Origin of the sequence: Bifidobacterium miconisargentati, assembly GCF_019331675.1 — a bacterium.
In the GTDB taxonomy this organism is placed as follows: Bacteria; Actinomycetota; Actinomycetes; order Actinomycetales; family Bifidobacteriaceae; genus Bifidobacterium; species Bifidobacterium miconisargentati.
Genome location: NZ_JAHBBJ010000002.1, coordinates 75,058 through 97,915, shown reverse-complemented (window position 1 = coordinate 97,915; position 22,858 = coordinate 75,058). Strand labels below are relative to the sequence as shown.

Annotated in this window: 14 protein-coding genes; 6 read left to right on the top strand and 8 right to left on the bottom strand. The window is 62.8% G+C overall.

What is annotated here, in order from left to right:
- Window positions 1-1,209 (bottom strand): pyridoxal phosphate-dependent aminotransferase, encoded by a 1,209-nt coding sequence (locus KIH81_RS01665; RefSeq protein ID WP_214303788.1) that lies wholly within the window; start codon window positions 1,207-1,209, stop codon window positions 1-3.
- Between the two features lie 197 nt (window positions 1,210-1,406).
- Here KIH81_RS01665 and KIH81_RS01660 point away from each other — a divergent pair, with 197 nt between their 5' ends.
- A complete protein-coding gene (locus KIH81_RS01660) occupies window positions 1,407-2,465 on the top strand; it encodes a Gfo/Idh/MocA family protein (protein WP_214303787.1) in 1,059 nt (352 codons plus the stop codon).
- Between the two features lie 66 nt (window positions 2,466-2,531).
- Here KIH81_RS01660 and KIH81_RS01655 read toward each other — a convergent pair whose 3' ends face one another.
- Entirely contained in the window at window positions 2,532-2,981 is a 450-nt protein-coding gene (locus KIH81_RS01655; protein ID WP_214303786.1) for a very short patch repair endonuclease, read from the bottom strand.
- 237 nt (window positions 2,982-3,218) lie between these two features.
- Here KIH81_RS01655 and KIH81_RS01650 point away from each other — a divergent pair, with 237 nt between their 5' ends.
- Entirely contained in the window at window positions 3,219-3,698 is a 480-nt protein-coding gene (locus KIH81_RS01650) for a GNAT family N-acetyltransferase (RefSeq protein WP_214303785.1), read from the top strand.
- A 4-nt stretch (window positions 3,699-3,702) separates the two neighbouring features.
- Here the strand turns inward: KIH81_RS01650 and KIH81_RS01645 are convergent, their stop codons facing one another.
- The gene (locus KIH81_RS01645; protein ID WP_214303784.1) at window positions 3,703-8,184 is read right to left on the bottom strand and encodes a DEAD/DEAH box helicase; all 4,482 of its coding nucleotides are present in this window, start codon (window positions 8,182-8,184) and stop codon (window positions 3,703-3,705) included.
- A gap of 103 nt (window positions 8,185-8,287) precedes the next feature.
- Here KIH81_RS01645 and KIH81_RS01640 point away from each other — a divergent pair, with 103 nt between their 5' ends.
- Together KIH81_RS01640 and dapD are read left to right on the top strand one after the other, a co-directional pair.
- Window positions 8,288-9,415, top strand: coding sequence for a helix-turn-helix transcriptional regulator (locus KIH81_RS01640; RefSeq protein ID WP_214303783.1), 1,128 nt, complete (start codon window positions 8,288-8,290; stop codon window positions 9,413-9,415).
- A 257-nt stretch (window positions 9,416-9,672) separates the two neighbouring features.
- A complete protein-coding gene (gene dapD, locus KIH81_RS01635; protein WP_214303782.1) occupies window positions 9,673-10,692 on the top strand; it encodes a 2,3,4,5-tetrahydropyridine-2,6-dicarboxylate N-succinyltransferase in 1,020 nt (339 codons plus the stop codon).
- Window positions 10,693-11,601: 909 nt separating this feature from the next.
- Here dapD and KIH81_RS01630 read toward each other — a convergent pair.
- From KIH81_RS01630 to KIH81_RS01620, 3 genes are all read right to left on the bottom strand, one after another.
- Window positions 11,602-12,894: a citrate synthase gene (locus tag KIH81_RS01630; RefSeq protein WP_109057410.1), complete on the bottom strand. Its 1,293-nt coding sequence runs from the start codon at window positions 12,892-12,894 to the stop codon at window positions 11,602-11,604.
- Between the two features lie 222 nt (window positions 12,895-13,116).
- Entirely contained in the window at window positions 13,117-13,899 is a 783-nt protein-coding gene (map, locus tag KIH81_RS01625; RefSeq protein WP_214303781.1) for a type I methionyl aminopeptidase, read from the bottom strand.
- A gap of 31 nt (window positions 13,900-13,930) precedes the next feature.
- The gene (locus KIH81_RS01620) at window positions 13,931-14,893 is read right to left on the bottom strand and encodes an HdeD family acid-resistance protein (protein WP_214303780.1); all 963 of its coding nucleotides are present in this window, start codon (window positions 14,891-14,893) and stop codon (window positions 13,931-13,933) included.
- Between the two features lie 170 nt (window positions 14,894-15,063).
- On the opposite strand from KIH81_RS01620, the gene KIH81_RS01615 reads away from it, so the two are divergent.
- Entirely contained in the window at window positions 15,064-17,238 is a 2,175-nt protein-coding gene (locus KIH81_RS01615; RefSeq protein ID WP_214303779.1) for a M13 family metallopeptidase, read from the top strand.
- Window positions 17,239-17,292: 54 nt separating this feature from the next.
- Here KIH81_RS01615 and KIH81_RS01610 read toward each other — a convergent pair whose 3' ends face one another.
- Both KIH81_RS01610 and KIH81_RS01605 read right to left on the bottom strand, forming a co-directional pair.
- The gene (locus KIH81_RS01610) at window positions 17,293-18,033 is read right to left on the bottom strand and encodes a single-stranded DNA-binding protein (protein ID WP_214303778.1); all 741 of its coding nucleotides are present in this window, start codon (window positions 18,031-18,033) and stop codon (window positions 17,293-17,295) included.
- Window positions 18,034-18,427: 394 nt separating this feature from the next.
- Entirely contained in the window at window positions 18,428-20,230 is a 1,803-nt protein-coding gene (locus KIH81_RS01605; RefSeq protein WP_214303777.1) for a proline--tRNA ligase, read from the bottom strand.
- A gap of 181 nt (window positions 20,231-20,411) precedes the next feature.
- Between KIH81_RS01605 and KIH81_RS01600 the strand changes: the two genes are divergently transcribed.
- Complete coding sequence (locus KIH81_RS01600) at window positions 20,412-22,799, top strand: SCO7613 C-terminal domain-containing membrane protein (protein WP_214303912.1); 2,388 nt, start codon at window positions 20,412-20,414, stop codon at window positions 22,797-22,799.
- Window positions 22,800-22,858: the final 59 nt, after the last annotated feature.

The following is a 22,858-nucleotide window of genomic DNA, read 5'->3' as shown; positions in this document are numbered from 1 at the left end:
TCACGCCAGCGCTGCCACGAACCGACCGAGTCGTTCCAATCCCTCGCTCAGTGCCTCGCGAGAGGCGGCGTAGCTCAGGCGCACGTGGGTGTCCGCGGTGGCGGCGCCGAAGTCACGGCCCGGGGTCAGGGCCACGTGCGCCTCGTCCAGCGCACGTTCGCAGAAGGTCCAGGCATCCAGACCGGTGCGGGAGATGTTGAAGTAGGCGTAGAACGCGCCGTTCGGCTCCACCTCCACCGGCAGTCCGATGCGCTTGAGTCCGTCGATGACGATGCGGCGGCGGGCCAGCAGTTCCTGGCGACGCGCCTCGCATTCGGCCAGGCTTTCCGGCGTGAAGCAGGCGAGTGCCGCATGCTGGGTGGGCGTGTGGGCGCACAGGTAGTAGTTGGTGGCCAGGTCGTCCACGGCCTCCAGCACGGTGGGGTCGTCCGGCAGTACGGCCCAGCCGAGGCGCCAGCCGGTCATGCCGAAGAACTTGGAGAAGCTGTTGCATACGATGGCACCCGGGTCGCAGGCCAGCACGGACTTGACTTCGGTGCCGTCCGGTTCGCGGTCCGCCAGGTCGAGGTAGGTTTCGTCCACGATGCGCCACGCCTGGCGTTCGGCGGCGAGCGCGCACACCTCGGAAAGCACGTTGAAGTCGATGGTGGTGCCGGTGGGGTTTGAGGGGGACGTGACCATCACGGCCTTGGTCTTGTCCGTCCAGTATTTCCGGCACAGGTCGGCGTTGAGGTGGAAGCGGGTGGCCGCGGAGGTGGGGACGTCGATGACGTTGCCCTCGAAGGAGCGGATCAGCTCGCGGTTGCACGGGTAGGAGGGGTCGGCCACGATCACGTCGTCGCCGGTGTCCACGGTGAGCGCGGTGGCGAGCAGCAGGGCCGCGGAACCTCCGGCGGTCACGCAGATGCGCTTGGGATCGATGTCAAGGTCGTGCCGGTCGCGGTAGAAGTCGGAGATGGCCTGGCGCAGTTCGGGCAGGCCCATGGCGGCGGTGTACGGCACGGCACGGCCGTCGTACTGTTCGCGCATGGCGTCGCGTACGGCCGGCGGGGCGCCGAAGTCCGGCTCGCCGAGGCTCAGTTTGATGACGCTGATGCCCTGGGCGATCATGGTGTCCGCCTTTTCGCCGAAGACCATGGCTCGGAAGGGATTGATCTCTCGCGCGCGGCGGGACATGACGGGGAGTTGCAGCTCTGCTTCGTTTTCCATATCTCGGTTCTATCCGCGTGCTGGGACAAGGGTTTCGCAACGCTCCCATGCATCCGACATCCAGCCGGTATCCGGCATAGGTGTACCGACGGGCACGGCACACCACCTTCCCGCGCAATCCGCTCTCGCAGGATCGGTTCCCTCTATAATCGCCAATAGGTTCAACGACCGAACTAATCCATGTTCAAGGAGGAATCATGAGCAGGCTCAACAACAATCGCGCGGCGGTCGAGGCCGGCGAGGCCAAGGTCAACGTGGCGATCCTGGGCGCCGGCGGCATCGCGCATACGATGGCCGATACACTGACCAAGATGGCGGCCGACTCGCGCTACGCCAGCTGGATCCACCCGTACGCGGTGGCGGCCCGCGACCTGGACCGCGCGCAGGCGTTCGCCGACCAGTGGGGTCTTGACAAGGCATATGGCTCGTATGAGGATCTGGCGGCGGACCCGGACGTGGATCTGGTGTACATCGCCACCCCGCACAGCATGCACGCCGAGCATGCGATCCTGTGCATGAAGGCGGGCAAGAACGTGCTGGTGGAGAAGTCGTTCACGGCCAATACCGCGCAGGCGCGCGAGATGCTGGCCGTGGCCAAGGAGACCGGGCTGCTGTGCACGGAGGCGATCTGGACGCGATACATGCCCAGCCGTGGTCTTATCAATGAGATCATCGATTCCGGCGAGATCGGCGAGGTCAAGTCCGCGAGCGCCAACCTGTGCTATCCGGTGGTCGGCAAGGCGCGCATGACCGATCCGGCCTGCGCGGGCGGCGCGCTGCTGGACGTGGGCGTCTACCCGCTGAACTTCCTGGATATGGCCATCGGCGCCGACCATGGCCGTACGGTGGATCATTTCGAAACGTCGATGGTGGCCTGGCCCGAGACCGGCGTGGATGCGCAGAACAACACGACGCTGTACTACGGCGACGGCACGATGGGCGTCTCCACCAGCTCGATGCTGGTCACGTCGGATCGCGGCGGCTACGTGTGGGGCTCCAAGGGGTATATGGTGGTCACGAACATCAACAACCCCGAGGCAATCGCCATCTACGACAACGACCACAAGCTGGTGCGCAACGTCGAGATGCCGGCCCAGCTGACCGGCTACGAGTATGAGGTTGCGGATGCGGCCGCCGCGCTGTTGGACGGCAAGACGGAGTGTGAAGCCATGCCGCACGCGGACACCATCCGCATCATGGAGCTCATGGACGCCATCCGTGAGCGCTGGAACCTCAGGTTCCCGTTCGAGGAGTAGTTCTTTCCGGCTCCCCTCTCTGGGGGGGAGCTCATCAAGACATCATCGCTGGTGTCTCAATCCAAATCACTTCCTGACGCTATCTTCCCTGACGATCTCCTCATACAGCCGCGCGAGCCGATCAGCCCGCGCGGCTTTCGTCAATTCGCATTCCCACACGACGATCACCCGCCAGCCGGCGGCCTCCAGCTCGGCGTGCTGGGCCAAGTCACGCTCATGGTTGCGCAGCAGCTTGGCCTGCCAGAATTCCACGTTCGATTTCGGCATGGCATGCTTCGTGCATCCCTCATGCATGTGCCAGAAGCAGCCGTTGACGAACACGATGGTGCGATACTTCGGTAGCACCACATCCGGGTGGCCGGGGTAACGTTTGTCGTTCTTGCGGAATCGCAGCCCGCGACGGAACAGGTAGCTGCGCACCAGCACCTCGATTTTGGTGTCCTTGCCGCGGATGTGCGACATGGTGTACGAGCGGGTGCCCTTCTCGTATTTCTCCGGCTGCTGCTTGCGACTCACGGCATCCCAGCCTACCGTGCCGCTCCCCACGGCAACGACACATTTATTTCGAGATCACCAGACCATCAGAATCGAGCATGCCGCCTCGGTTCGGCCAACTTACACATCTCTTCGTCTCTTCCGACTCGCGCGTTTCTTCAACCCGGCTGACTACCACTAGAAGCATGACGTACATCCCACCGCCAAACGAACATCATGCAAACACCGCCACTCCCCCGCGATTACACTGATTTGCTTATGAGTGATTTGACGATTCGCAGGGCCACGGCGGCCGACATGCCCACCATCGACGACCTGCTGCTGCAGGTGGCCGAAGTCCATCATCAGGGCCGGCCCGACCTGTTCAAGGGCGGTGCCAGGAAGTACACGGACGATGAGCTGGCCGGCATTCTGGCCGACGATGCCACGCCGGTGTTCGTTGCGGCCGATGCCGATGGCCGGGTGCTTGGTTATGCGTTCTGCATCTTCCAGCAGCATCCGGGCAACCATGTACTCACGGACATCAAGACGCTGTACATTGACGACCTGTGCGTGGATGAGACGGCGCGCGGCATGCACGTTGGTTCCACGCTCTACCGGTATGTACTCGATTTCGCCCGCGAATCCGGTTGCTACAACGCGACGCTTAACGTCTGGTCCTGCAACCCCAGCGCCCAGGCCTTCTACGAACGCATGGGCCTGACCCCCTACCGCATCGGTATGGAACAGATTCTGTAGTCCGCTATCCCAGCAGTCCCATCAAATCGTCCTTGGTCAACGTGGCGATGGATGCGGTGCCGGTCGCGCCCGCGACGCCCAGCTCATTCGCGTCGTCCGCAGCCAGCGAGGCATCGGTGAACTGGCGTGCCAGCTCGCTTTTGGTGTGCTGCAACTCCAGAATCCGCTCCTCGATGGTGTCCTTGGCCACCACCTGATACACGTTGACGTTCTCCGTCTGACCGATGCGGTGGGCGCGGTCCGTGGCCTGATCCTGCGCGGCGGCGTTCCACCACGGGTCGGCATGGATCACCACGCTCGCGCCGGTCAGGTTGAGACCGGTGTTGCCGGCCTTCAAAGAGATCAGGAACGCCGGGGTGTCGTCTGCATTGAACTGGTCGACCAGTTCGAGACGCCGTTTCTTGGGCGTGGATCCGGTGATGGTGTAATACCGGAGCCCCAACGTATCGAATCGTTCGGCGATCAGGTCCAGGAAACTGGTGAACTGGGAGAAGATCAGCGCTTTCTTGCCTTCGTTCACGCAGGTCTCCACCAGTTCCGCGATGGCCGCCAGCTTGGCCGACTGGTCCTTGGCGTCCGCATACAGCAGTCGTGGATCGCAGCAGATCTGGCGCAACCGGGTCAGTTCGGCCAGAATCCGTATCTTCGACGTGTTGAAGTCGCTCTGGTCGCTGTGCTCCAGTTGCATGCGCAGACGTTGCTCATGGGCGGCGTACAGTTTGCGTTGTTCGCCTTCCAGCCGCACGGTGAGCACGGTCTCCATCTTGTCCGGCAAGTCGGTGAGCACCTGGGACTTGAGACGGCGCTTGATGAACACACCCACCAACGATTGCAGTTTGTGGGCCACGCGCGCCGCCTCCGGATTGACCTGCGCCGCGGCACGCCCCCTTTCGGTGGTCTGGTCAGCCGCACGGCCGTTGGCGATGGGAAGCTCGTACCGTTCGCGGAACCGCTTGTACGATCCCAGCAATCCGGGCATGAGGAAGTCGAAGATGCTCCACAGCTCGGACAACCGGTTCTCGATGGGCGTGCCGGTGAGCGCGAACCTGTGCTCGGCTGCCACCGATTTGACCGCCTTGGCGATCTTGGTGGTGTGGTTCTTGATGTACTGGGCCTCATCCAACGCCATGACCATGAACCGGCGCGGTTCGGCCCCGTTCCCAGACGCGCTCCCGCCCGCAATTCCAGTCGCCGTATAGTCGTCGACGTCCCGGCGCAGCAGATCATACGAGGTGACAAGCACGGTGGGTTCACCCGGTTGGAAGGCCCTGGCGATGGCCGCGCGGCGCTCGGCTTTGGAGCCGGCGACCACCACGGCATTGAGTTCCGGCGCGAACTTAGCGAATTCGGCGGCCCAGTTGTACACCAGCGATGCCGGGCATACGATCAGCGATGGCGACGAATCCGGCTGGTTCGCCGCACCCATCGTCCGTGCCGAATCACCGCTCGTTGCCAGTTCATTACCGCTTCTCACGCTTCCATCGATGCGGTCAGTGCTGGCAGCGTCAAAGGTCTGCGGCTGATCGTTCCGGTATTGCTGATACCGGGAGACCAGCAGCGCGATGAGCTGCACGGACTTGCCCAGTCCCATCTCGTCGGCCAGGATGCCGCCGAATCCCTTGTCGCACAAGGTGTTGAGCCAGCGGAAGCCTTCCGCCTGATATGGGCGCAGCACGTGCTTGAGACTGTCCGGCACCTCGTAGCGCTGCGGGTCGATGATGGCCAGATCGTCGATGTATTCGGTGAATGAGGAGTCTTTGACCACATCCGAACCGTCATCCGGCAGCTCGCCGTCCATCAGGAACGCCTGGCTGCCTGGCAGTTCGATGAGCCCGGCATTGAGGTCCTGCTCGCTCAAGTCGAGGTCCCGTGCGAGCCGATCCAAGGTGTCGAGTTTGGCACCGCCGAGTTTGACGAGCGTGCCGTCCTTGAGCTGATGGTATTGCTGGCGGCGTCGATAGGAGGCCAACAGCGAGCCCACCTCATCCGGCGGCACTTCGTCCGCAATGGGTGAAATCTCCACCAGATTGCCCTTGATGGACAATCCCACCTTGACGCTCGGTGCCGCAGGGGCCACCAGACGGTCGAACGCCGGAGTGGTGAACACCTTGCCGACCTCATGCAACGCCGTCAGACCTTCATCGAACAAACGGACCAGCTGCGTGGTGTCGTCCCGGTTGATGACCGCCGCCCCGGACGCCGAGCGGACAGCGTTTCCGGCCGACCTCGAGGCCTTGGAACCAAACGCCCCAGCCCGCTTCCCGGCCGCCGATCCCCGCCCGCGCCGAGAAGCCACAGTTGCCGTCGCCGACGGCAACGATGCCGACGATACCCCCATGCGCGTATCCGGCATGGTGAAGAATTCACGCACCACATCCAACGCCAGATGCTCGGCATCGAAGTCGCGTCCGAGCACGGCCCCAACGCCATAATCCGCAGAGCCGGTCCTGGTATCCGCCGAATCATCGACCATCCCGCCGGTCGAGCCGGCCCGTTCCACCGGCCCCGCAGGTAACAACGGCACCACGGCATCGCCATACCGCGCCTTGACTTCGCACTGCACACCGTGCTCGTCACGATCCAGGTAGAATTCAGGCTCGCAGTCCACCGGCTGCAACGAGACCAGCTCGCGAGGCAGCTCGCCTGCATCCAGCAATCCCGCACCCACCAGTTGCGGCAGCAGCGTGCGCGCAAACAACGCGATGTCGTCTCCGGCGATGACCTGGCCCGGCGAATCAGGAGCGAACAACTCATCCAGCAATCCCAATAACGGGAGCACCTGCCGCGGGCAGCGCACGAACCGGCATCCGGCGGCGCTGATACGCTGCGAGCCGGCCATCATGGCGGAAACGGCACCCGGCACCGCGCCCGTGGGGGCAAGTAGCAGCCACGCGCCCGTTCCGTCCTCGACCACCGTTTCAATCGGCGGCATTCCGGATAGCAGGTAACCGGCATCCGGCCCATACACTTGGAAGTCACGGCGCGTGATGCGCATGGCCAATTCCGGTTCGCCGTCTTCCACCGGCACCGTGGAAGGCTGGCCGGCGAACCAGGTGTCCAACACCAGTTTCACGCTGCCACCCGCACGGGAATCCAGCAATTTCGCCACTTCGGATTCGGAAAGCGTCATATGCCGGTCGATGGCGATGTGCCCGTAATACCGATCCTGCTGTTCGGCGGCCTGACGGACAGCAAGCGCCGATTTCAGGAAACCGAGCAACGGGCGCGACATATCATCGAACATGTCCACCGTATGGGTGAACGCGAGTTTCTGACCGTAGCTTTCATATGTACCGGCAGCAATCGCAGCCACGAACTGCGGAATCGACTTCAGCACATAATCGGAGCCGTTGGCCGGAGCACCGATTTTGAATTCCACACCCCATACGCCATCGATGAATCGCAGGATGGGCGTGAGCCTCACCTCGCCGGGCGCCACGGTGTCAGCGAAACGGTATCCGTCCGTGTTCGTGCCGGAACGCGCGCGTCCGCCATTCGCACGGCCGAATCGACCTGACGCAGGAGCACCACCGTCCTTGCCGAATCGTTGCATTACGGCAAGCCGACGCCGTGATTTGGCTTGGGCTTTACGCTGATCCATACGTTCCATGTAGCTGAGCACCGCACGCGATGGTCGCACCGCTCCGGCCTTGTACCCGGCGAATCGCTGAGGTTCGTCGCAGAACGCCAAGGCGAGCGCCGCCATGTGCTTGCACATGCCGTATCCGCGCCCGTATGCGGGGCATGTGCAGCTGCCGCCGTTCACCTCGCCCGTATCCAAATCGAACTGGACATTGGTCCGGTACCGGCTGCCGGGACTGGTGGTGCCGCGCAGTATGGCGTCGAGCTCGGCGTACCGGGCACGCTGATCGTCCTGATAATGCGGGTCGATGAGCATGGTGTCGGCCAGACGCACGATGCCGCGGGCCCGGTCCAGCACCGCGTTGGAGACGGATGTGGTCACGTCGCGTCGCAGCTCGGTCAGCGGGACCGGCTGCGTTCCCCGCGACCTGCCCAGTGAGACCGCTCCCTCGCCCCCGGCTTTTCCGGCGGTTTCGTCCTCATCGTCGCCGAACCAGACGCTTTTGCCTTGCCGATACGGGCGGTACGGCATGACCGCGTCGGCCGCGGTGAGGCTTCCGCCCGCACCGAACGTCACATCGGAGACACCGTCTCGATCAGTGTCCGAAGTATCGGTATTTCCGGCATCAGGGTCCTCGGCGTCCATGCCAGCATTGGCAACGGCATGCCCTCCCATGCGCCACGAACCCTGCCTGCGCAGGCGATGCCCCCATGAGGCAGCGGCATCGTCGTCGTAACCGTCGATGCCGTCGTCGTCATCGACGCCATCGACAAAGTCGTCGCTGTCCGAATCCGCACTGCGCCATCCCTTGCGCCGTCGCAGACCGGACGAATAAGACCGCTCATCGCGCAGGTCATCTGAATCATCGGAGACATGCCCGAACACGCCATATCCCCCGCCCATGGGCATCCTCCTTTCCGAAAAACAGTCATGCATGGGCCGCTCAATCAGCATGCAATCAACCCAATATTTCCATCCTAGACGACACGCGCGGTAGCCTTGATATATGGAAGCGGACACTCAGGCCAAGCGCAAGACCTATGCTGGCAACGCCACACTCGAGATCTTCGAGGTGCTATGGCGGCACACCTACTTCGGCCATGGCCTGTCCGTGCGCCAGATTCTTGACGAACTCGGCAAGATGCATCCGTACGCCACCCCGGACGAGCTGCCCACGGAAAAGACCGTGCGCAACCAGCTCAGAAGGCTCGCCACCACCCGTTTCCTTGGCCGCGGCATCGGCCATCTGACCGAGAGCGACCTGATCGGCGTGGAGTGCGCCGACCCGCAGCCCGGCTGGTATATGGACGCCTTCCTGTCCACAGCAGAGATGCGGCTGCTGGCGGACAGCCTCACCCTTTCGCGCATCAGCCTGGACACGTTGGACGAGCTGGTTGGCAAGATCCGCGAACTCGCCGGAGCCGCCGGGGACACCATCGATTATCTCGACCATGTGGCCACGTACACGCATATCAACGGCGAATTCCTCTCCACCATCGACCAGCTCAACCAGGCCATCGAGGACGGCCACGGCGTGACCTTCCAATACCGCGACTACGGGCCGGACGGCACATTGGTGCCGCACAAAAGCCGGACCGGCACGGGCAGCACCTACACGGCGGATCCCTACCAGATGGTGTACAAGAACGGCCGCTACTACCTCATCTGCCATCTGCACGGCGAGGGCCACCTGCGCATCTTCGTGGTCAACCGCATCACCAACGTGAGCACCAAAGGGCTGCACGGCAGCGTACCGTTGGAGAGGCCGGCACCCGAAGGCTTCGACGCGGTGAACTTCATGCGACACCGCCCCTACCCCGTAGCGGACGACCCGGTGCGCATCCGCATGCTCGTCCGCGGCGAATCCATGCTCAACAATGTGTTCGAGTGGTTCGATGATCCGCAAATCACCCCGCTCGGCAGCGGAGGCCGGTTCGAGGTCGCCGTGGACTCCCCAGAGCGTGCGGTGTTCTGGTGGGCCCTGCAATATTCGTGGGATGGCCGCGTGACCATCCTCGAACCAGATTCGCTCAAGCGCAAACTGTACGACGCCGGCACCCGCATGGCCGCCGCCTACGCTCCTCCCTCTTCTTCGGCTCCTCTTATCAGAGGAGCTGGCGGCGAAGCCGACTGAGGGGTAGTCACGCGCAACTATCATCGGCATCATCATCGCCTCCCAACCAATAACGGCAATCCTTTGCCGGAACTGCCAGCAACATCGTCCCGTCATCATCGCACAGGTTTTCGAAGGCGGTAAATTTTTACCGAACCTCACGAAAACAAGCCATTCTCAAGCATTTCTGAGCAATCGACGCTCAGTCAGACCGTCTTACGGCTATGGTGGAAACCATCGGAAACCTCGATCATCGCCAATGAATAAAAGGAGCAAGTATGAGCGAAGCACGTACCGCATGGGGCTGGGGCCTGGCCAGCATCGACGCGGCCGGCAACACCCTGGACGTCTGGTACCCCGAACTGACTCTGGGCCCGGCACCCGCCGAGGCCGACCGCCCGAACCACGACTTCGGCACCCTGGTCACCGAGGAGGCGGACGCCCGCGGTGTCCGTCGCGTCCCGGTGTTCACCGTCAGCCAGCTGGACGAGCCGATCGCCAGCGCCGCCGAGGCCTATCTGAAGCTCCACCTGCTGAGCATGCGTCTGGCCAAGCCGAACACCCTGAACCTGGACGGCATCTTCGCCCAGCTCAACAATGTGGTCTGGACCAATTACGGTCCGTTCGCCGTGGAGGACTTCACGCTGCGCAAGGCCGATGTGGAGCGCGCCGCCACGGACGCCGCCCAGGCCTTCGCCACCCAGGTGGGTCTGCCGGCCGCGGCCCCCGCCGCCACCGTGAACGTGTTCGGCGTGGACAAGTTCCCGCGCATGATCGACTACGTGGTGCCCACCGGCGTGCGCATCGGCGACGCCGACCGCGTACGTCTGGGCGCCTACCTGTCCGAGGGCACCACTGTGATGCACGCCGGCTTCGTGAACTTCAACGCCGGCACGCTGGGCGTCTCCATGGTCGAGGGCCGCGTCTCGCAGGGCGTGGTGGTCGGCAACGGCTCCGACATCGGCGGCGGCGCCTCCATCATGGGCACCCTGTCCGGCGGCGGCAAGCTGCGCAACTCCATCGGCGAGCACTCCCTGCTCGGCGCCAACGCCGGCATCGGCATCTCCCTGGGCGACAACTGCACCGTCGAGGCCGGCCTGTACATCACCGCCGGTACCAAGATCACCATCTGGGACAAGGCCAAGGCCGCTGCCGGCGAACCGCTCGAAGTGGTCAAGGGCGCCGAACTGTCCGGCAAGAACAACATCCTGTTCATCCGCAACTCGGTCAACGGCCGCATCGAGGCCCGCTACCGCAAGATCGGCATCGAGCTCAACGAGAAGCTGCACAAGAACTGATTCCATCGACTCATAATGAGCCGTGCGGCTTACATCTGCGGAGAGTCCCATGGGACTCTCCGTTTTGCGTTTCGGCGCGGAAATCGAGGCCGGTCTCTGAAACCGCTCTAACACACGGGAATCGCAACTCCGTTCATATCGCAGCTCTCATATTGATTCAGAAGCTCCTAGCCACATCCATCAGATTCAACTCGTTTCCGATACTCTTTGCGCGCGACTATGGCAGAAACAGCCAGCCCCGCCCCGCAGGCATTCATTCTCAATGAATGCCTGTTTCAGCGATTGTTTGAGGCCAGAAGAGCATGCTTTCTATCACCAAGCAATCGCAAATTGCCCGCCCAACGATCGTTTGATGCTAGAAGCATCTTTCTTCTATCACCAAACGATCGTAAATCGTCCGTTCAACGGCCGTTTGACGTCAGAAAGACCCGCCTTCTATCACCAAGCAATCGCAAACATCCGCTTCAGCAGTCCTTTCAGTCCAAAACCACATGTTTTTCCCGGATGCAAACGGCCGCGAAACACCTTCCGGCAGCCCATCAAAATCCGAAAAGCATCTGTTTCCATGCTGAAAGAACGCAAACCACTTTTGCCGAGGGCCTTCCGGAACCGGAGACACAAGCCCATCCGGCATGCGACCACCAATGAACTTGCATGCGGACGCCGTGCGGATTCAGCCCGTGAAATCCGCCGAAAAGCCATGTCATATCAACAAATCCTGTACAACCTCACCGCTACTCATCACGAAACCCCGAGTCAAATGAAAGAACACCGCACAAAACCCTAAAGAAGCCACGAAAACCAACAATCTCCAGAGCAACGCCCCTACCACGGCGCCAAACAAACAACGAAAAAGGCCGACGCGCAGAATCACGCATCGGCCTCGAAAGACATACCGAAAACGGAAGCCTACCGCTCCTCCAGCGGCACGTAGTCGCGCTTCACCGGACCGGTGTACACCTGGCGCGGGCGGCCGATCTTGGTGTTCGGGTCGGCCAGCATCTCGCGGTACTGGGCGATCCAGCCGGGGATGCGGCCCAGCGCGAACAGCGTGGTGAACATGGCCGGGTCGAATCCGATGGCGCGGTAGATCAGGCCCGTGTAGAAGTCCACGTTCGGGTAAAGATTACGCGAGACGAAGTACTCGTCGTGCAGGGCAATGTCTTCCAGCTCGGTGGCCACATCGAACAGTGCGCGCTCGTCGGCGGGCAGCTTGGACGTGTCCTCGCGCTCCATGATCTTCTCCAGATACTGCTTGGCGATGGCCGCACGCGGGTCGTAGGACTTGTACACGCGGTGTCCCAGACCGGAGATCTTCTGCCCGTTCGCCTTGGCATCGGCCACGAACTCGCTCACGGACTTGCCGGAATCGCGAATCGCCTTCAACTGCCGCAACACGGCCTCGTTCGCACCGCCATGCAGCGGGCCGGACAGGGCGTTCACGCCGGCGGCCACCGCGGAATACAGGTTGGCGTGGGCCGAACCGGCGATGCGCACCACGGAGGTCGAGCAGTTCTGCTCATGGTCGGCATGGATGATGAGCAGTCGGCCGAGGGCGTGCACGTACAGCGGGTCGGATTCGAACGGCTCGTACGGCACAGCGAAACACATGCGCAGGAAGTCGTCCACGTAGCCGCGCGCGTAATCGGGGTAGAGCATCGGCTCATCGCGGCGCCGGCGGAAGATGTAGGAGACGATGGTGCGCACCTTGGCCATGATGATCACCGCGGCCTCGTCCAGCTGGTCGGAATCGGTGATGTCCGTGGTGTCCGGATAGAACGTGGCCAGCGCGTTGATGGCGGAGGCAAGCACGCTCATCGGGTGCGCGGTGCGCGGGAAGGAGCCCATGAACGTACGGAAGTCCTCACCCACCATGGTGCGGTGGTTGATGGCGGAGACGAACTTCTCGTACTGCTCCTTGCTCGGCAGCTCGCCGTGGCGCAGCAGCCACGCCACCTCGAGGAAGTCGGACTGGTCGCACAGCTGCTCGATGGGGTAGCCACGGTAGCGCAGGATGGAATGCTTGCCGTCGATGAACGTGATCTTCGACTCGCACTGCGCGGTGGTCAGGAAGCCGGGATCGAGCGTGACCCAGCCGTCGTTACGCAGCTTGGAGACGACGATGCCGTCCGCCCCCGCGGTGGCCTTGACCACCGGCAGGGTGTATTTGCTGTCATCCACATTCAGCTGGGCTGTTGCCATACTTGTGCTCCCTCATCAACGGGCCGATGCCGACGGAACGGGCCGTTCGGCTCAAAGCTCAAAAGTATGGCTCACTATATGGCATGCGTGTTTCGGTGCAAGCCGGCGTCTCAAAAACGGCCGGGCGACGGCGCACGGCACCGCGGGCATAACAAAAGGGAGCCCCTGCCTGGTGCAGAAGCTCCCCTCAGTTCGCTTTGCCGGATTTCAAGCCAGCGACGATCACAGGTTGGTGCGGTCGGTGAAGATGATCGGGCCGTTCTCCGTGATGGCGATGGTGTGCTCGGAGTGGGCGCCGCGCGATCCGTCGGAGGAGCGCAGGGTCCAGCCGTCCTTCTGGTCCTGGTAGATCTCGTCCGTGGTCTTGAGGAACCACGGTTCGATGGCGATGACCAGGCCCTCGCGCAGCTTGTAGCCGTGGTGGACGCGGCCGTCGTTCGGCACGTGCGGGTCGCCGTGCATGATGTGGCCCACGCCGTGGCCGCCGAACTCGAGGTTGATCGGGTATCCGTATTCGCGCGCGATGTCGCCGATGGTGTTGGAGATGTCGCCGAGGCGGTTGCCGGGCTTGGCCACGTCGATGGCGGCGGCGAGCGCCTCCTCGGTGCACTTGATGAGGCGCAGGTCCTCGGGGTCGGGATCCTTGCCCACCACGAAGCTCACAGCGGAATCGGCGACCCAGCCGTCCACGGAGATGGCGAGGTCCAGGGAGACCAAATCACCGTCCTTGAGGCTGTAGTCGTACGGGATGCCGTGGAGCACCGCGTCGTTCACGGAAGTGCAGATGTAGTGGGCGAACGGGCCGGTGCCGAAGTCCGGGGCGTAGTCCACGTAGCAGGATTCGGCGCCCTTGCGGTCCACGATCTTCTTGTGGACGAATTCGTCGATCTCCAGCAGGTTGGTGCCCACCTTGGTGGTCTCCTGCAGTTCCTTGAGGATTCCGGCGACGAAGCGGCCGGCAGGCTTCATTTCCTCGATTTCACGAGGGGTCTTCAGTTCGATCATGCCTGCCAGCCTACTCAGGCCGCCCTACTTGCTACTTGCGCGGCTTGCCGAAAGTGAACGCGCGGATCACGGCGGTGATGCCCATGACCACCATGGCGCAGCCGCCGAAGATCACCATGAACACGGTGGAGCTCAACGGGCTCATCAGCACCACGAATCCGGCGATGATGGAGATGATCGCGTAGGCCACGGCCCATCCGGAGTGCGGGATGCGCCAGGATTCCACCAGTGCCATCACGCCCTCCATAATCCAGCCGAAGCCCACCATGAGGGTGATGAGTAGGGCCAAGGTCTGTCCGGTCAGGCCGTAGTTGCGCACGACCACCACGCCGCCGAAGGTGAGCAGAATGCCCACCAGCACGTCCAGCACGCGCCAGCCGCCGGGCAGTCCGGGCTCGACCAGGGCGCTGACGATGCGCACCACACCGGAGATCACGAAGTAGACGCCAAGCAGCAGCGCGGCCAGGGCCAGCGTCTTGGACGGCACGAGCAACAGCGCCAAGCCCAGCGCGACCGCGGCCACGCCCACCACGCCGTACACCACACGGATGGTGGTCTTGGCCTTCTGCGGCAGCCATTCCTCGATGAGGCGGAACGGGTTGAAATTGCCGGCATACCAGCCGGGTTGCACACCGAACGGATTCCGGCCCTGATTGTCCTGGCCGTTCTGGTTCGGTTGGTTCTGGCCGTACGCGCCGTACGGTCGTCCGTATCCATACGGCTGACCGTACTGTCCGTACTGCTGGCCGTTCGGATTGGTGGCGTACGGCCCGTAATAGGGCTGGCCATAACCCTGCTGCGACTGCGGACCATCCTGCAGGCCGCCCTGGCCAGACTGCCCGCCACCCTGCTGCGGCGGATACTGACCGCCGTGGTTGCTGTCGTACGCACCGTACTGCGGCTGCTGGTTCGGCTGGTACTGCGCACCGTTCTGGTCTTGCTGGCTCTGGCCTTGCGGATCGAACGGGTTCTGGCTGTTGTTCGGGTCGCTCATTATGACTCCTTACATACACGGTTCATCCCACATTTTAGACAGTCTGCCTAATTCATACTATGAGCAGAACTAGGCAGACTGTCTAGTAATAGCCATGCCCGTCACAGGCAATCAGCCCACAGCCAAGACGACAGCCGGCGCTTCTCCCCCACGCCGATTAGGCTGGGGGCATGACCAACGAAACCGAAACGCTGAAGTCGGGCATCGACCCGTCCTCGTTCTCTTCCACCATCAAGCCGAACAACGACTTGTTCCGCTATGTCAACGGCCCCTGGATCGACACCTACCGCCTGCCGGATGACCGTTCGCGCTACGGCTCCTTCGACAAGCTCGCCGAGGACGCCGAGAATCAGGTGCGCGAAATCCTCGAGGACGAGGACTGCCCCGCCGCCAAGTCGCAGGCCCTCTACCGCTCCTTCCTCAACACCGACGCCATCGAGGCCGCCGGACTGGACCCGATCCGAGACGAACTCGACCTCATCGACTCCGCCATCGACAAGCCCGCCCTGACCCGGGTGCTCGGCACCATCAACCCCGCCGGCGGCCCGGACCTGTTCGGCCTGGCCATCTACGGCGACCCGGGCAACCCGGACCTCAACATCACCCATATCGAACAGTCCGGCCTGATGCTGCCGGACGAGGCCTACTACCGCGAGGATCACTACGCCCCCGTGCGCGAGGCGTACGTGGCGATGGTGGCCACCCAGCTGGTGAACGCCGGGTACGCGCCGGCCGCCGAAACCGATGGCGACGACGCCGATGACGCCGATACCGAAACCGCCGATGCCCCGGCCGTGGTGCCGAGCGAGGCGGCGCTGGCCATGGCCCGTCACTTCCTGGATGTGGAGACCCGCATCGCCGCGAATCATTGGGACAACGTGGCCACGCGCGACTCGGTGAAGACCTACAATCCCACCGATTTCGCCGATCTGACATCCACGCTGCAGCATTTCGACCTGAACTCCTGGATCGAGGCATGGCAGTCCGCCTATGACGCCACCGAGGCCGCCAAGGCGCAACCCATCGATTTCAAGGCCGTCTTCGCCCGCACCATCGTGCACGAGCCGAGCTTCCTGAGCAGACTCGATACATTCTGGGACCAGGCCGACTTGGCGGACCTCAAGCTGTGGGCCCGCGTGCACATGATCGTGGGCTCCGCGAGCATGCTGTCGCGTGCGTTCGACACCACCAACTTCGACTTCTTCGGCAAGGTGCTCTCCGGTGCCAAGAAGCAGCGTGACCGTTGGAAGCGCGCGGTGAGCCTGGTCAACGGCGTATGCGGCGAAGACGTGGGCCGCGAGTACGTGCGCCGTCACTTCCCGGAAAGCGCGAAGCAATGTATGGAGCAGCTGGTGGCCAACCTCATCGACGCCTACCGCGTCTCCATCACTAACTCCGACTGGCTCGGTGCGGACACGCGCGCCAAGGCGTTGGAGAAGCTCTCCAAGTTCACGCCGAAGATCGGCTACACCAACCACTGGCGCGACTACTCGGCACTGAGCGTCTCCGCGGACGCCCTGCTCGCCGAGAACGCCAAAGCCGCGAACCTGTACGAGACCGGCTACCAGCTGGCCAAGGTGGGCAAGCCGGCCGACAAGGACGAATGGCTGATGAACCCGCAGACCGTGAACGCCTACTACGAGCCGAGCATGAACGTCATCGTGTTCCCGGCTGCCATCCTGCAGCCCCCGTTCTTCGATCCCGAGGCCGAGGACGCGGCCAACTACGGCGGCATCGGCGCGGTGATCGGCCATGAGATCGGTCACGGCTTCGACGACCAGGGCTCCCAGTACGACGGCGACGGCAAGCTCAACAACTGGTGGACGGACGAGGACCGCAAGAACTTCGAGGAGCGCACCAAGGCGCTCATCGAGCAATACAACGGCTTCGTGCCGCAGCAGCTGGCCGAGAAGTACGCGGACGAACCGGACAAAGCCCCGCACGTCAACGGCGCGCTGACCATCGGCGAGAACATCGGCGACCTGGGCGGCGTGAACATCGCCCTGAAGGCGTATGCGTTCGCGCTGGGCAAGGCAGCAGGCACGATCACCGGCAACGGCGACGAGGACGGCTCCCCGGCCGCCATCAAGGCTCTGCTCGGCACCGCCCCCGAGATGGACGGCTTCACCGGCCTGCAGCGCTTCTTCCTGAGCTACGCCTCCATCTGGCGTACCAAGAACCGCGACGAGCTGGCCGAGCAGTACCTGCAGATCGACCCGCACTCCCCCGCCGAGTTCCGCACCAACGGCATCGCCCGCAACGTGGATCTCTTCTACGATGCGTTCGGCGTGACCGAAGGCGACGCCATGTGGCTCGCCCCCGACGCCCGCGTGCGCATCTGGTGACCTTCTAGCGTTTTTTGGCTCCCCTCAGAGAGGGGAGCCAAGCTAGTACTTCATCTAAAACGGAACGTCGTCTTCGACTTCCTCATCAAATTCGCCGGCGTAGGCCTGTCCTTCCGCCGGCGAATCCGTTTGCGGCGCCTGCTGACCGGTCTGTTGCGCCGACTGGCCTGAAGCCTGGCCCTCGGCCACCTGATCGGTGATCCCCAAATCGACCGGCCGCGCCGACTGAGGCGTCGTCGCACCTCCCGCAGCCTGGTATGGGTCGACACCGGGACCATACGTGGAGTCATATTGCTGGGTTCCCGTCCGTTGGAACTGCGCTTGATCCCCCTGTGCAGGCTGAGTACCGGCTTCGGCCCCATTGCCCGCACCGGCGGTGCCGTTGGCCCCGTTCGCACCATTGCCATTGGCGGCGTTGCTTCCGCCATTGCGCGGCACCTTGGTCAGTGCGGTGGTGCCGAACGTCAGATCATGGCCGATGTTTGTGGCCTCAATGACGGTACGGCTGCGCAGCTCACCGGTCGGCGTGGACCATTGCTCGGTGTTGAGCACTCCCACCACGATGACCCGGTCGCCTCGTCGCACCGATCGCTGGGTGTTCTGGGCCAGCACCCGGAAAGCCTTGACCGCGATCCATGCGGTGCCGTATTCCTCCCATTGACGGGTGTTCTGGTTGAAACGACTTCGCGTACTGCCCATGCGGAAATTCAGTACGGGGAAGCTATCCGTGCCGCCCATCATCGGGTCGCCCGCCACGAAGCCCGTGATGGTCACCGCCGCCTGCTGATTTGCCATGATCGGTCCTTTCATTCGCATTGCCATGGATGGACCGCCGGGGTTGCCTGCGCGTCCTTGCGGGCAGATCAGCCGGCGGTATTCTCCACTGTGCTGGACCGGGATCGGCCGGGACAAGCCCAACCGACGAATGTGGATACCGTGACGCAGTTGGGTTCTTGACCTCTGTGGACGGATTTCGGTTATCCACCGTTAGGTAAACAGTCTTTGCATTTGTTTTGGCTCCCCTCCCTGAGGGGAGCTGGCAGCGAAGCTGACTGAGGGGAGCATTACTCGTAGTACTCCCCTCAGTCGTCTAACGACGACAGCTCCCCTCAGGGAGGGGAGCCAAGAACAGCAAAAAGCGCCATCCCACAGATGCAGGATGGCGCTTATGCAGCTACTCAGGCCTCAGTCACAGACGCTCAAGCAGCGTCTCCACGGCCTGGTCGGCGGGCACGGCGACCTTGTTATCGCCGTTGCGGTCACGAATCTCGATCGTGCCGTCGTTGACGAAGTCGCGGCCCACCACGGCGATGGCCGGCACACCGATGAGCTCGGCGTCCTTGAACTTCACGCCCGGGGAGACCTTCTTGCGGTCGTCGTACAGCACCTCGACACCCTTGGCCTCCAGCGCCTCGACCAGCTTCTCGGCGCCTTCGAAGGCCTTCTCGTCCTTACCGGTGGCCACCACATGCACCTGGGCCGGCGCGATCACGGACGGCCATGCCAGACCGGCCTCGTCGTGATGCGTTTCGGCGACGCACGCGAGCACGCGGGAGACGCCGATGCCGTAGCAGCCCATCCACACCGGCACGGCCTTGCCGTTCTGGTCGAGGACCTTGAGATCCAAGGCCTTGGAGTACTTGAGACCCAGCTGGAAGACCTGGCCGATCTCCACGCCGCGCTCGAAGCTCAGCGGGCCGGAGCCGTCCGGGCTCATGTCGCCGTGACGAACCTCGACGGCCTCCACCACGCCGTCAGCCTTGAAATCACGGCCGTAGACGAGGTTGTAATAGTCAATTTCGTGCTCGTCGGCACCGGTGAACCATGCGGAACCCTTGACGACGTGTGCGTCCACGAAGTAGCGCAGCGGCTCCTTGACGCCGGCGGCCTCGGCCTGCGGGCCAAGCACCATCGGGCCGATGTAGCCCGGCACCAGTTCGGGATGCTTCTTGAGATCCTCTTCGGTGGCCTCTTCGAGCTCGGACGGCGCGAACTGCGCCTCGAGACGCTTCATATCGACCGTGCGGTCACCCGGCACGCCAACGACGATCAGCTCGCGCCACGGTTCGTCGTGCTCCGCGTCCTCCGGATGCTTGACGGCGATGACCACGTTCTTGAGGATGTCGGAAGCGGACCATTCGCGGCCGTCGTCACGCGGGTGATCGGCGTTGGCGCGCTCGATCATCTTGTCGATGGTCTTGGCGTCCGGCGTGCTCTCCTTGGTGGCAGCCGGGGTGTTGGAAGCATCGATCTCCGGCAGTTCCGGCGTGTGCAGGGCCTCGACGTTCCAAGCCTTGCCGGAGGGGGCGAGCGCGAAGGTGTCCTCGCCGATCGGCATCGGCGCGAGGAACTCCTCGGACGCGGAGCCGCCCATCGGACCGGACATGGCGAACACCGGCACGTACTTGAGGCCGATGCGCTGGAACACGCGCTCGTACGCGCCGCGCTCATCCATGTACGCCTTGCGCATGCCCTCCTCGTCCACGTTGAACGAGTAAGCGTCCTTCATCACGAACTCGCGGCCGCGGATCAGGCCGGCGCGCGGACGGAATTCGTCGCGGTACTTGGTCTGGATCTGGTAGAGGACGACCGGGAGGTCCTTGTAGGACGAGTACATGTCCTTGACCAGGAGGGTGAACATCTCCTCGTGGGTGGGGGCCAGCAGGTAGTCGGCCTGGTGGCGGTCCTTGAGGCGGAAGATGTTGTCGCCGTACTCCTCCCAGCGATGGGTGGCCTCGTAGGGCTCACGCGGCAGCAGGGCCGGGAAGTGCACTTCCTGGGCGCCGATGCCGTTCATCTCCTCGCGGATGATGGCCTCGATTTTGTTGAGCACGCGCAGGCCGAGCGGCAGCCACGTCCAGATGCCGGGAGCGGCCTTGCGGATGTAACCGGCGCGCTGCAGGAGCTTGGCGGAATCGACGTCCGCGTCCGCCGGGTCTTCGCGCAGGGTGCGCAGGAACAGGGTTGACATACGAAGGGTATTGGAAGTCATGTGTTCCAAGATATTCGTGTGAACCGACAATGAAGAAGTGGTCCCGAATCATCCCACCCATGCCGATTTTGTCTATGGCTGGTTGTCTCCGGATACCAGTGCGCACTTGACATTAGCTTGGTTTTCGTCTGCTTGCATGCGACAATGATGAGGGGGATAGATTTACCGTGAGGGGGCACCGATGACGCAGCCGACCAATCCGCAGGAGCATCGCACACCAGACGATTCCGAACGACAGGTTCCGCCGGCATCACCTCCCGCCGCCGGGACCCAAACACCGACGACAAGCAATGCATTCATCCAATCGCAGTCAACGACGACTGCTGAATCGCCGTTCCGCCCTGAACCGCGCGAGCAGCAGATTTCACAGACCGCACCGCCCGCAATGCCGGGGCAACCGTATCCGTCGTATTCCGATACCCCGCAACCGCCGAATTTCGCCGAAGTACGTCCGATTTCTCCATATTCGGCCACGCCCGGCGCGCCGATGATGACGCATACCATAGGCCAGGAGGAGCAGTATCCGCCATTCACCAATGGCCTGGGCGTGCCCATAATCTTGCCTTCCGCGCAACCGGAACCGGAACAGCCTCGCCATTCCAGTGTGCAGATTCTGCTGCTGATTCTGGGCGTGGCGCTGGTGACCATCGCGGTGCTCGCGTTCGCTCTGGTGGCATACAGCACTTTGGGAGATATCGGACGAGCCGCGGCCATTGGATGTATCGGCTTGTTGTCGCTGGGCATCGGCGTGGCATTGACCCCGCGGTTGCGGGCCACCGCCGAAGGACTCGCGTGGGCAGGACTCGCGGCACTGACCATTGATGCCGTGCTTATCGGCCACATTCCCGTGGTGGCGTTGCATGTGCCACAGGGTACCGCGAGCGGCCTGATCATCGTGCTGGTCACCGCGTTCGCTTTGGGGTTGCGGTTCATCCACATACCTTCCCATATGCCCATCAGCAATGCCGATTCCGGCTCCCAAACGATCCAGTTGGTTTCCGTTCCCGCTGGTTCCCCGGCACAGAATCCTTCGGTTCGGAATGTCTCCACGCAGCATTCCCCTACATCGGAATCCAGCGCGCCGGCCCTCTCTACGCAGAGTAATCCCGTGCAGGGCTCTGCTGTGCCGGGTTCCGCTGCGCAGCCGGTCTTGCCATTGCGCGCCTATACGTTGTATGCGACCTTCTCATTGCCGTTTGCGCTGATCCTGCTCATGACCGATTTGCCTGTGGTGGATTCTGAGTTGCGCAATACCGTGGCTGTGGCCGTGGGCGCGTTGGTCACTGCGCTGAATGCGGCGTTCCTGAAACCAAGTAAGTATTCCCGTTACGCCGATTTCGAATGGGTTGCCTCGGCCATTGTCTCAATGGCACTCCTGGCACCCATATCCTTCATCATGTATCCCGTGATGTCCTCGGCGGAACCGTTCCCGCTGGCGGCTTCACTCTGTGTTCTTATTCCAGCCGCATGGGCGGCGATACTGGTGACTCTGCATGTGCGGGTTTTGGCCCATACCGGCAAAACCGTGCATCCGCTGCTCTGTGCCATACCGACCGCGGGACTCGTATGGACATGCGCTTCGGTATCCGTGCCGCTGAGCCGCGGCCTTGAGATGGTGATGGCGAATCAGGACCTCGCCCGCATGTGCGCCTATCTAGCCACGGTATTGGTGGCAGCCATCGCCATGGCCGCAGGTTGTCTGTTGCCGCGTTCCGGCGGATTCAGGCGGATCGGGGAACCGGCCCGCACCACGGCAAGCATCATCGGCGCGTTCCTGCTGATGGTCCTGACGTTCAGCGAATTCGATCGCAGGGATGTTCCCGCGTTCATCACCGCAATGACCGCGTTTATTCTCATGCTGGCGGTCTGCACAGCAACCGGCGTGCTCAGCGCCAAGCCGCAATCGGGCGAACCCGAAGAAGCAATTTCCAAGGTCAATGCGCCCATACCGATTTCAACCATTGAGCTAAGGCCGCAACCGACCTCCCACGTACAAGTCCCGCATCCGCAGAACGCACCATCCACGTATCAACACAGATATATCTACGCTTCAGCTCTGTTCGCATACTGTTTTGCGATTTTCACCGCCGTGGTATTGATGCTTTGGACGCTTGCGGACCATCATCCGTATATTTCGGTCGACGTCATCGCCATCATCACGGGTTCGGCGGCGCTGATTGTGGGGGCATACCGGCTGCATGTCAACGCGCAGGCACGCAGTTGGCCTGTACTCTGGGCTCCTCTGACGCTGCTCATGGTCCCCTCATTGCTGGCAAGCCAGCTGGAACCGGTCAATTTCCCGCGCATGCTCGCGCTGCTCACCATCTCGCTCGTCACACTGCTGCTGGGCGCACTGCTGGGATTGCAGGCGCCGCTGATATACGGCGCGGTGGTGCTGACCATCCACATTCTCACGGTGATCTGGCCATGGCTTGCGGAATTTTCACGCCATTACTGGTGGGTATGGCTGCTCATCGGCGGCATCATCCTCATCGTGACCGCCGCCCGATATGAGGCCAGTCTCAAATCCATGCGCACCATCGCCGCCCGCATCAGCGACCTGCGTTAGCACCCACAAACCAGCCATTCGATTCAACTGTGCGGAAAGCGCAGCCTTGCGGAGGCCGA

What these genes read in the sequence shown, in the direction of transcription:
- KIH81_RS01605 (WP_214303777.1), bottom strand. Translation starts at nt 20,230, where the DNA reads ATGACTTCCAATACCCTTCGTATGTCAACCCTGTTCCTGCGCACCCTG.
- KIH81_RS01600 (WP_214303912.1), top strand. Translation starts at nt 20,412, where the DNA reads ATGACGCAGCCGACCAATCCGCAGGAGCATCGCACACCAGACGATTCC.
- KIH81_RS01645 (WP_214303784.1), bottom strand. Translation starts at nt 8,184, where the DNA reads ATGGGCGGGGGATATGGCGTGTTCGGGCATGTCTCCGATGATTCAGAT.
- KIH81_RS01650 (WP_214303785.1), top strand. Translation starts at nt 3,219, where the DNA reads ATGAGTGATTTGACGATTCGCAGGGCCACGGCGGCCGACATGCCCACC.
- KIH81_RS01610 (WP_214303778.1), bottom strand. Translation starts at nt 18,033, where the DNA reads ATGGCAAATCAGCAGGCGGCGGTGACCATCACGGGCTTCGTGGCGGGC.
- KIH81_RS01640 (WP_214303783.1), top strand. Translation starts at nt 8,288, where the DNA reads ATGGAAGCGGACACTCAGGCCAAGCGCAAGACCTATGCTGGCAACGCC.
- KIH81_RS01630 (WP_109057410.1), bottom strand. Translation starts at nt 12,894, where the DNA reads ATGGCAACAGCCCAGCTGAATGTGGATGACAGCAAATACACCCTGCCG.
- KIH81_RS01615 (WP_214303779.1), top strand. Translation starts at nt 15,064, where the DNA reads ATGACCAACGAAACCGAAACGCTGAAGTCGGGCATCGACCCGTCCTCG.
- map (WP_214303781.1), bottom strand. Translation starts at nt 13,899, where the DNA reads ATGATCGAACTGAAGACCCCTCGTGAAATCGAGGAAATGAAGCCTGCC.
- KIH81_RS01660 (WP_214303787.1), top strand. Translation starts at nt 1,407, where the DNA reads ATGAGCAGGCTCAACAACAATCGCGCGGCGGTCGAGGCCGGCGAGGCC.
- KIH81_RS01665 (WP_214303788.1), bottom strand. Translation starts at nt 1,209, where the DNA reads ATGGAAAACGAAGCAGAGCTGCAACTCCCCGTCATGTCCCGCCGCGCG.
- KIH81_RS01620 (WP_214303780.1), bottom strand. Translation starts at nt 14,893, where the DNA reads ATGAGCGACCCGAACAACAGCCAGAACCCGTTCGATCCGCAAGGCCAG.
- dapD (WP_214303782.1), top strand. Translation starts at nt 9,673, where the DNA reads ATGAGCGAAGCACGTACCGCATGGGGCTGGGGCCTGGCCAGCATCGAC.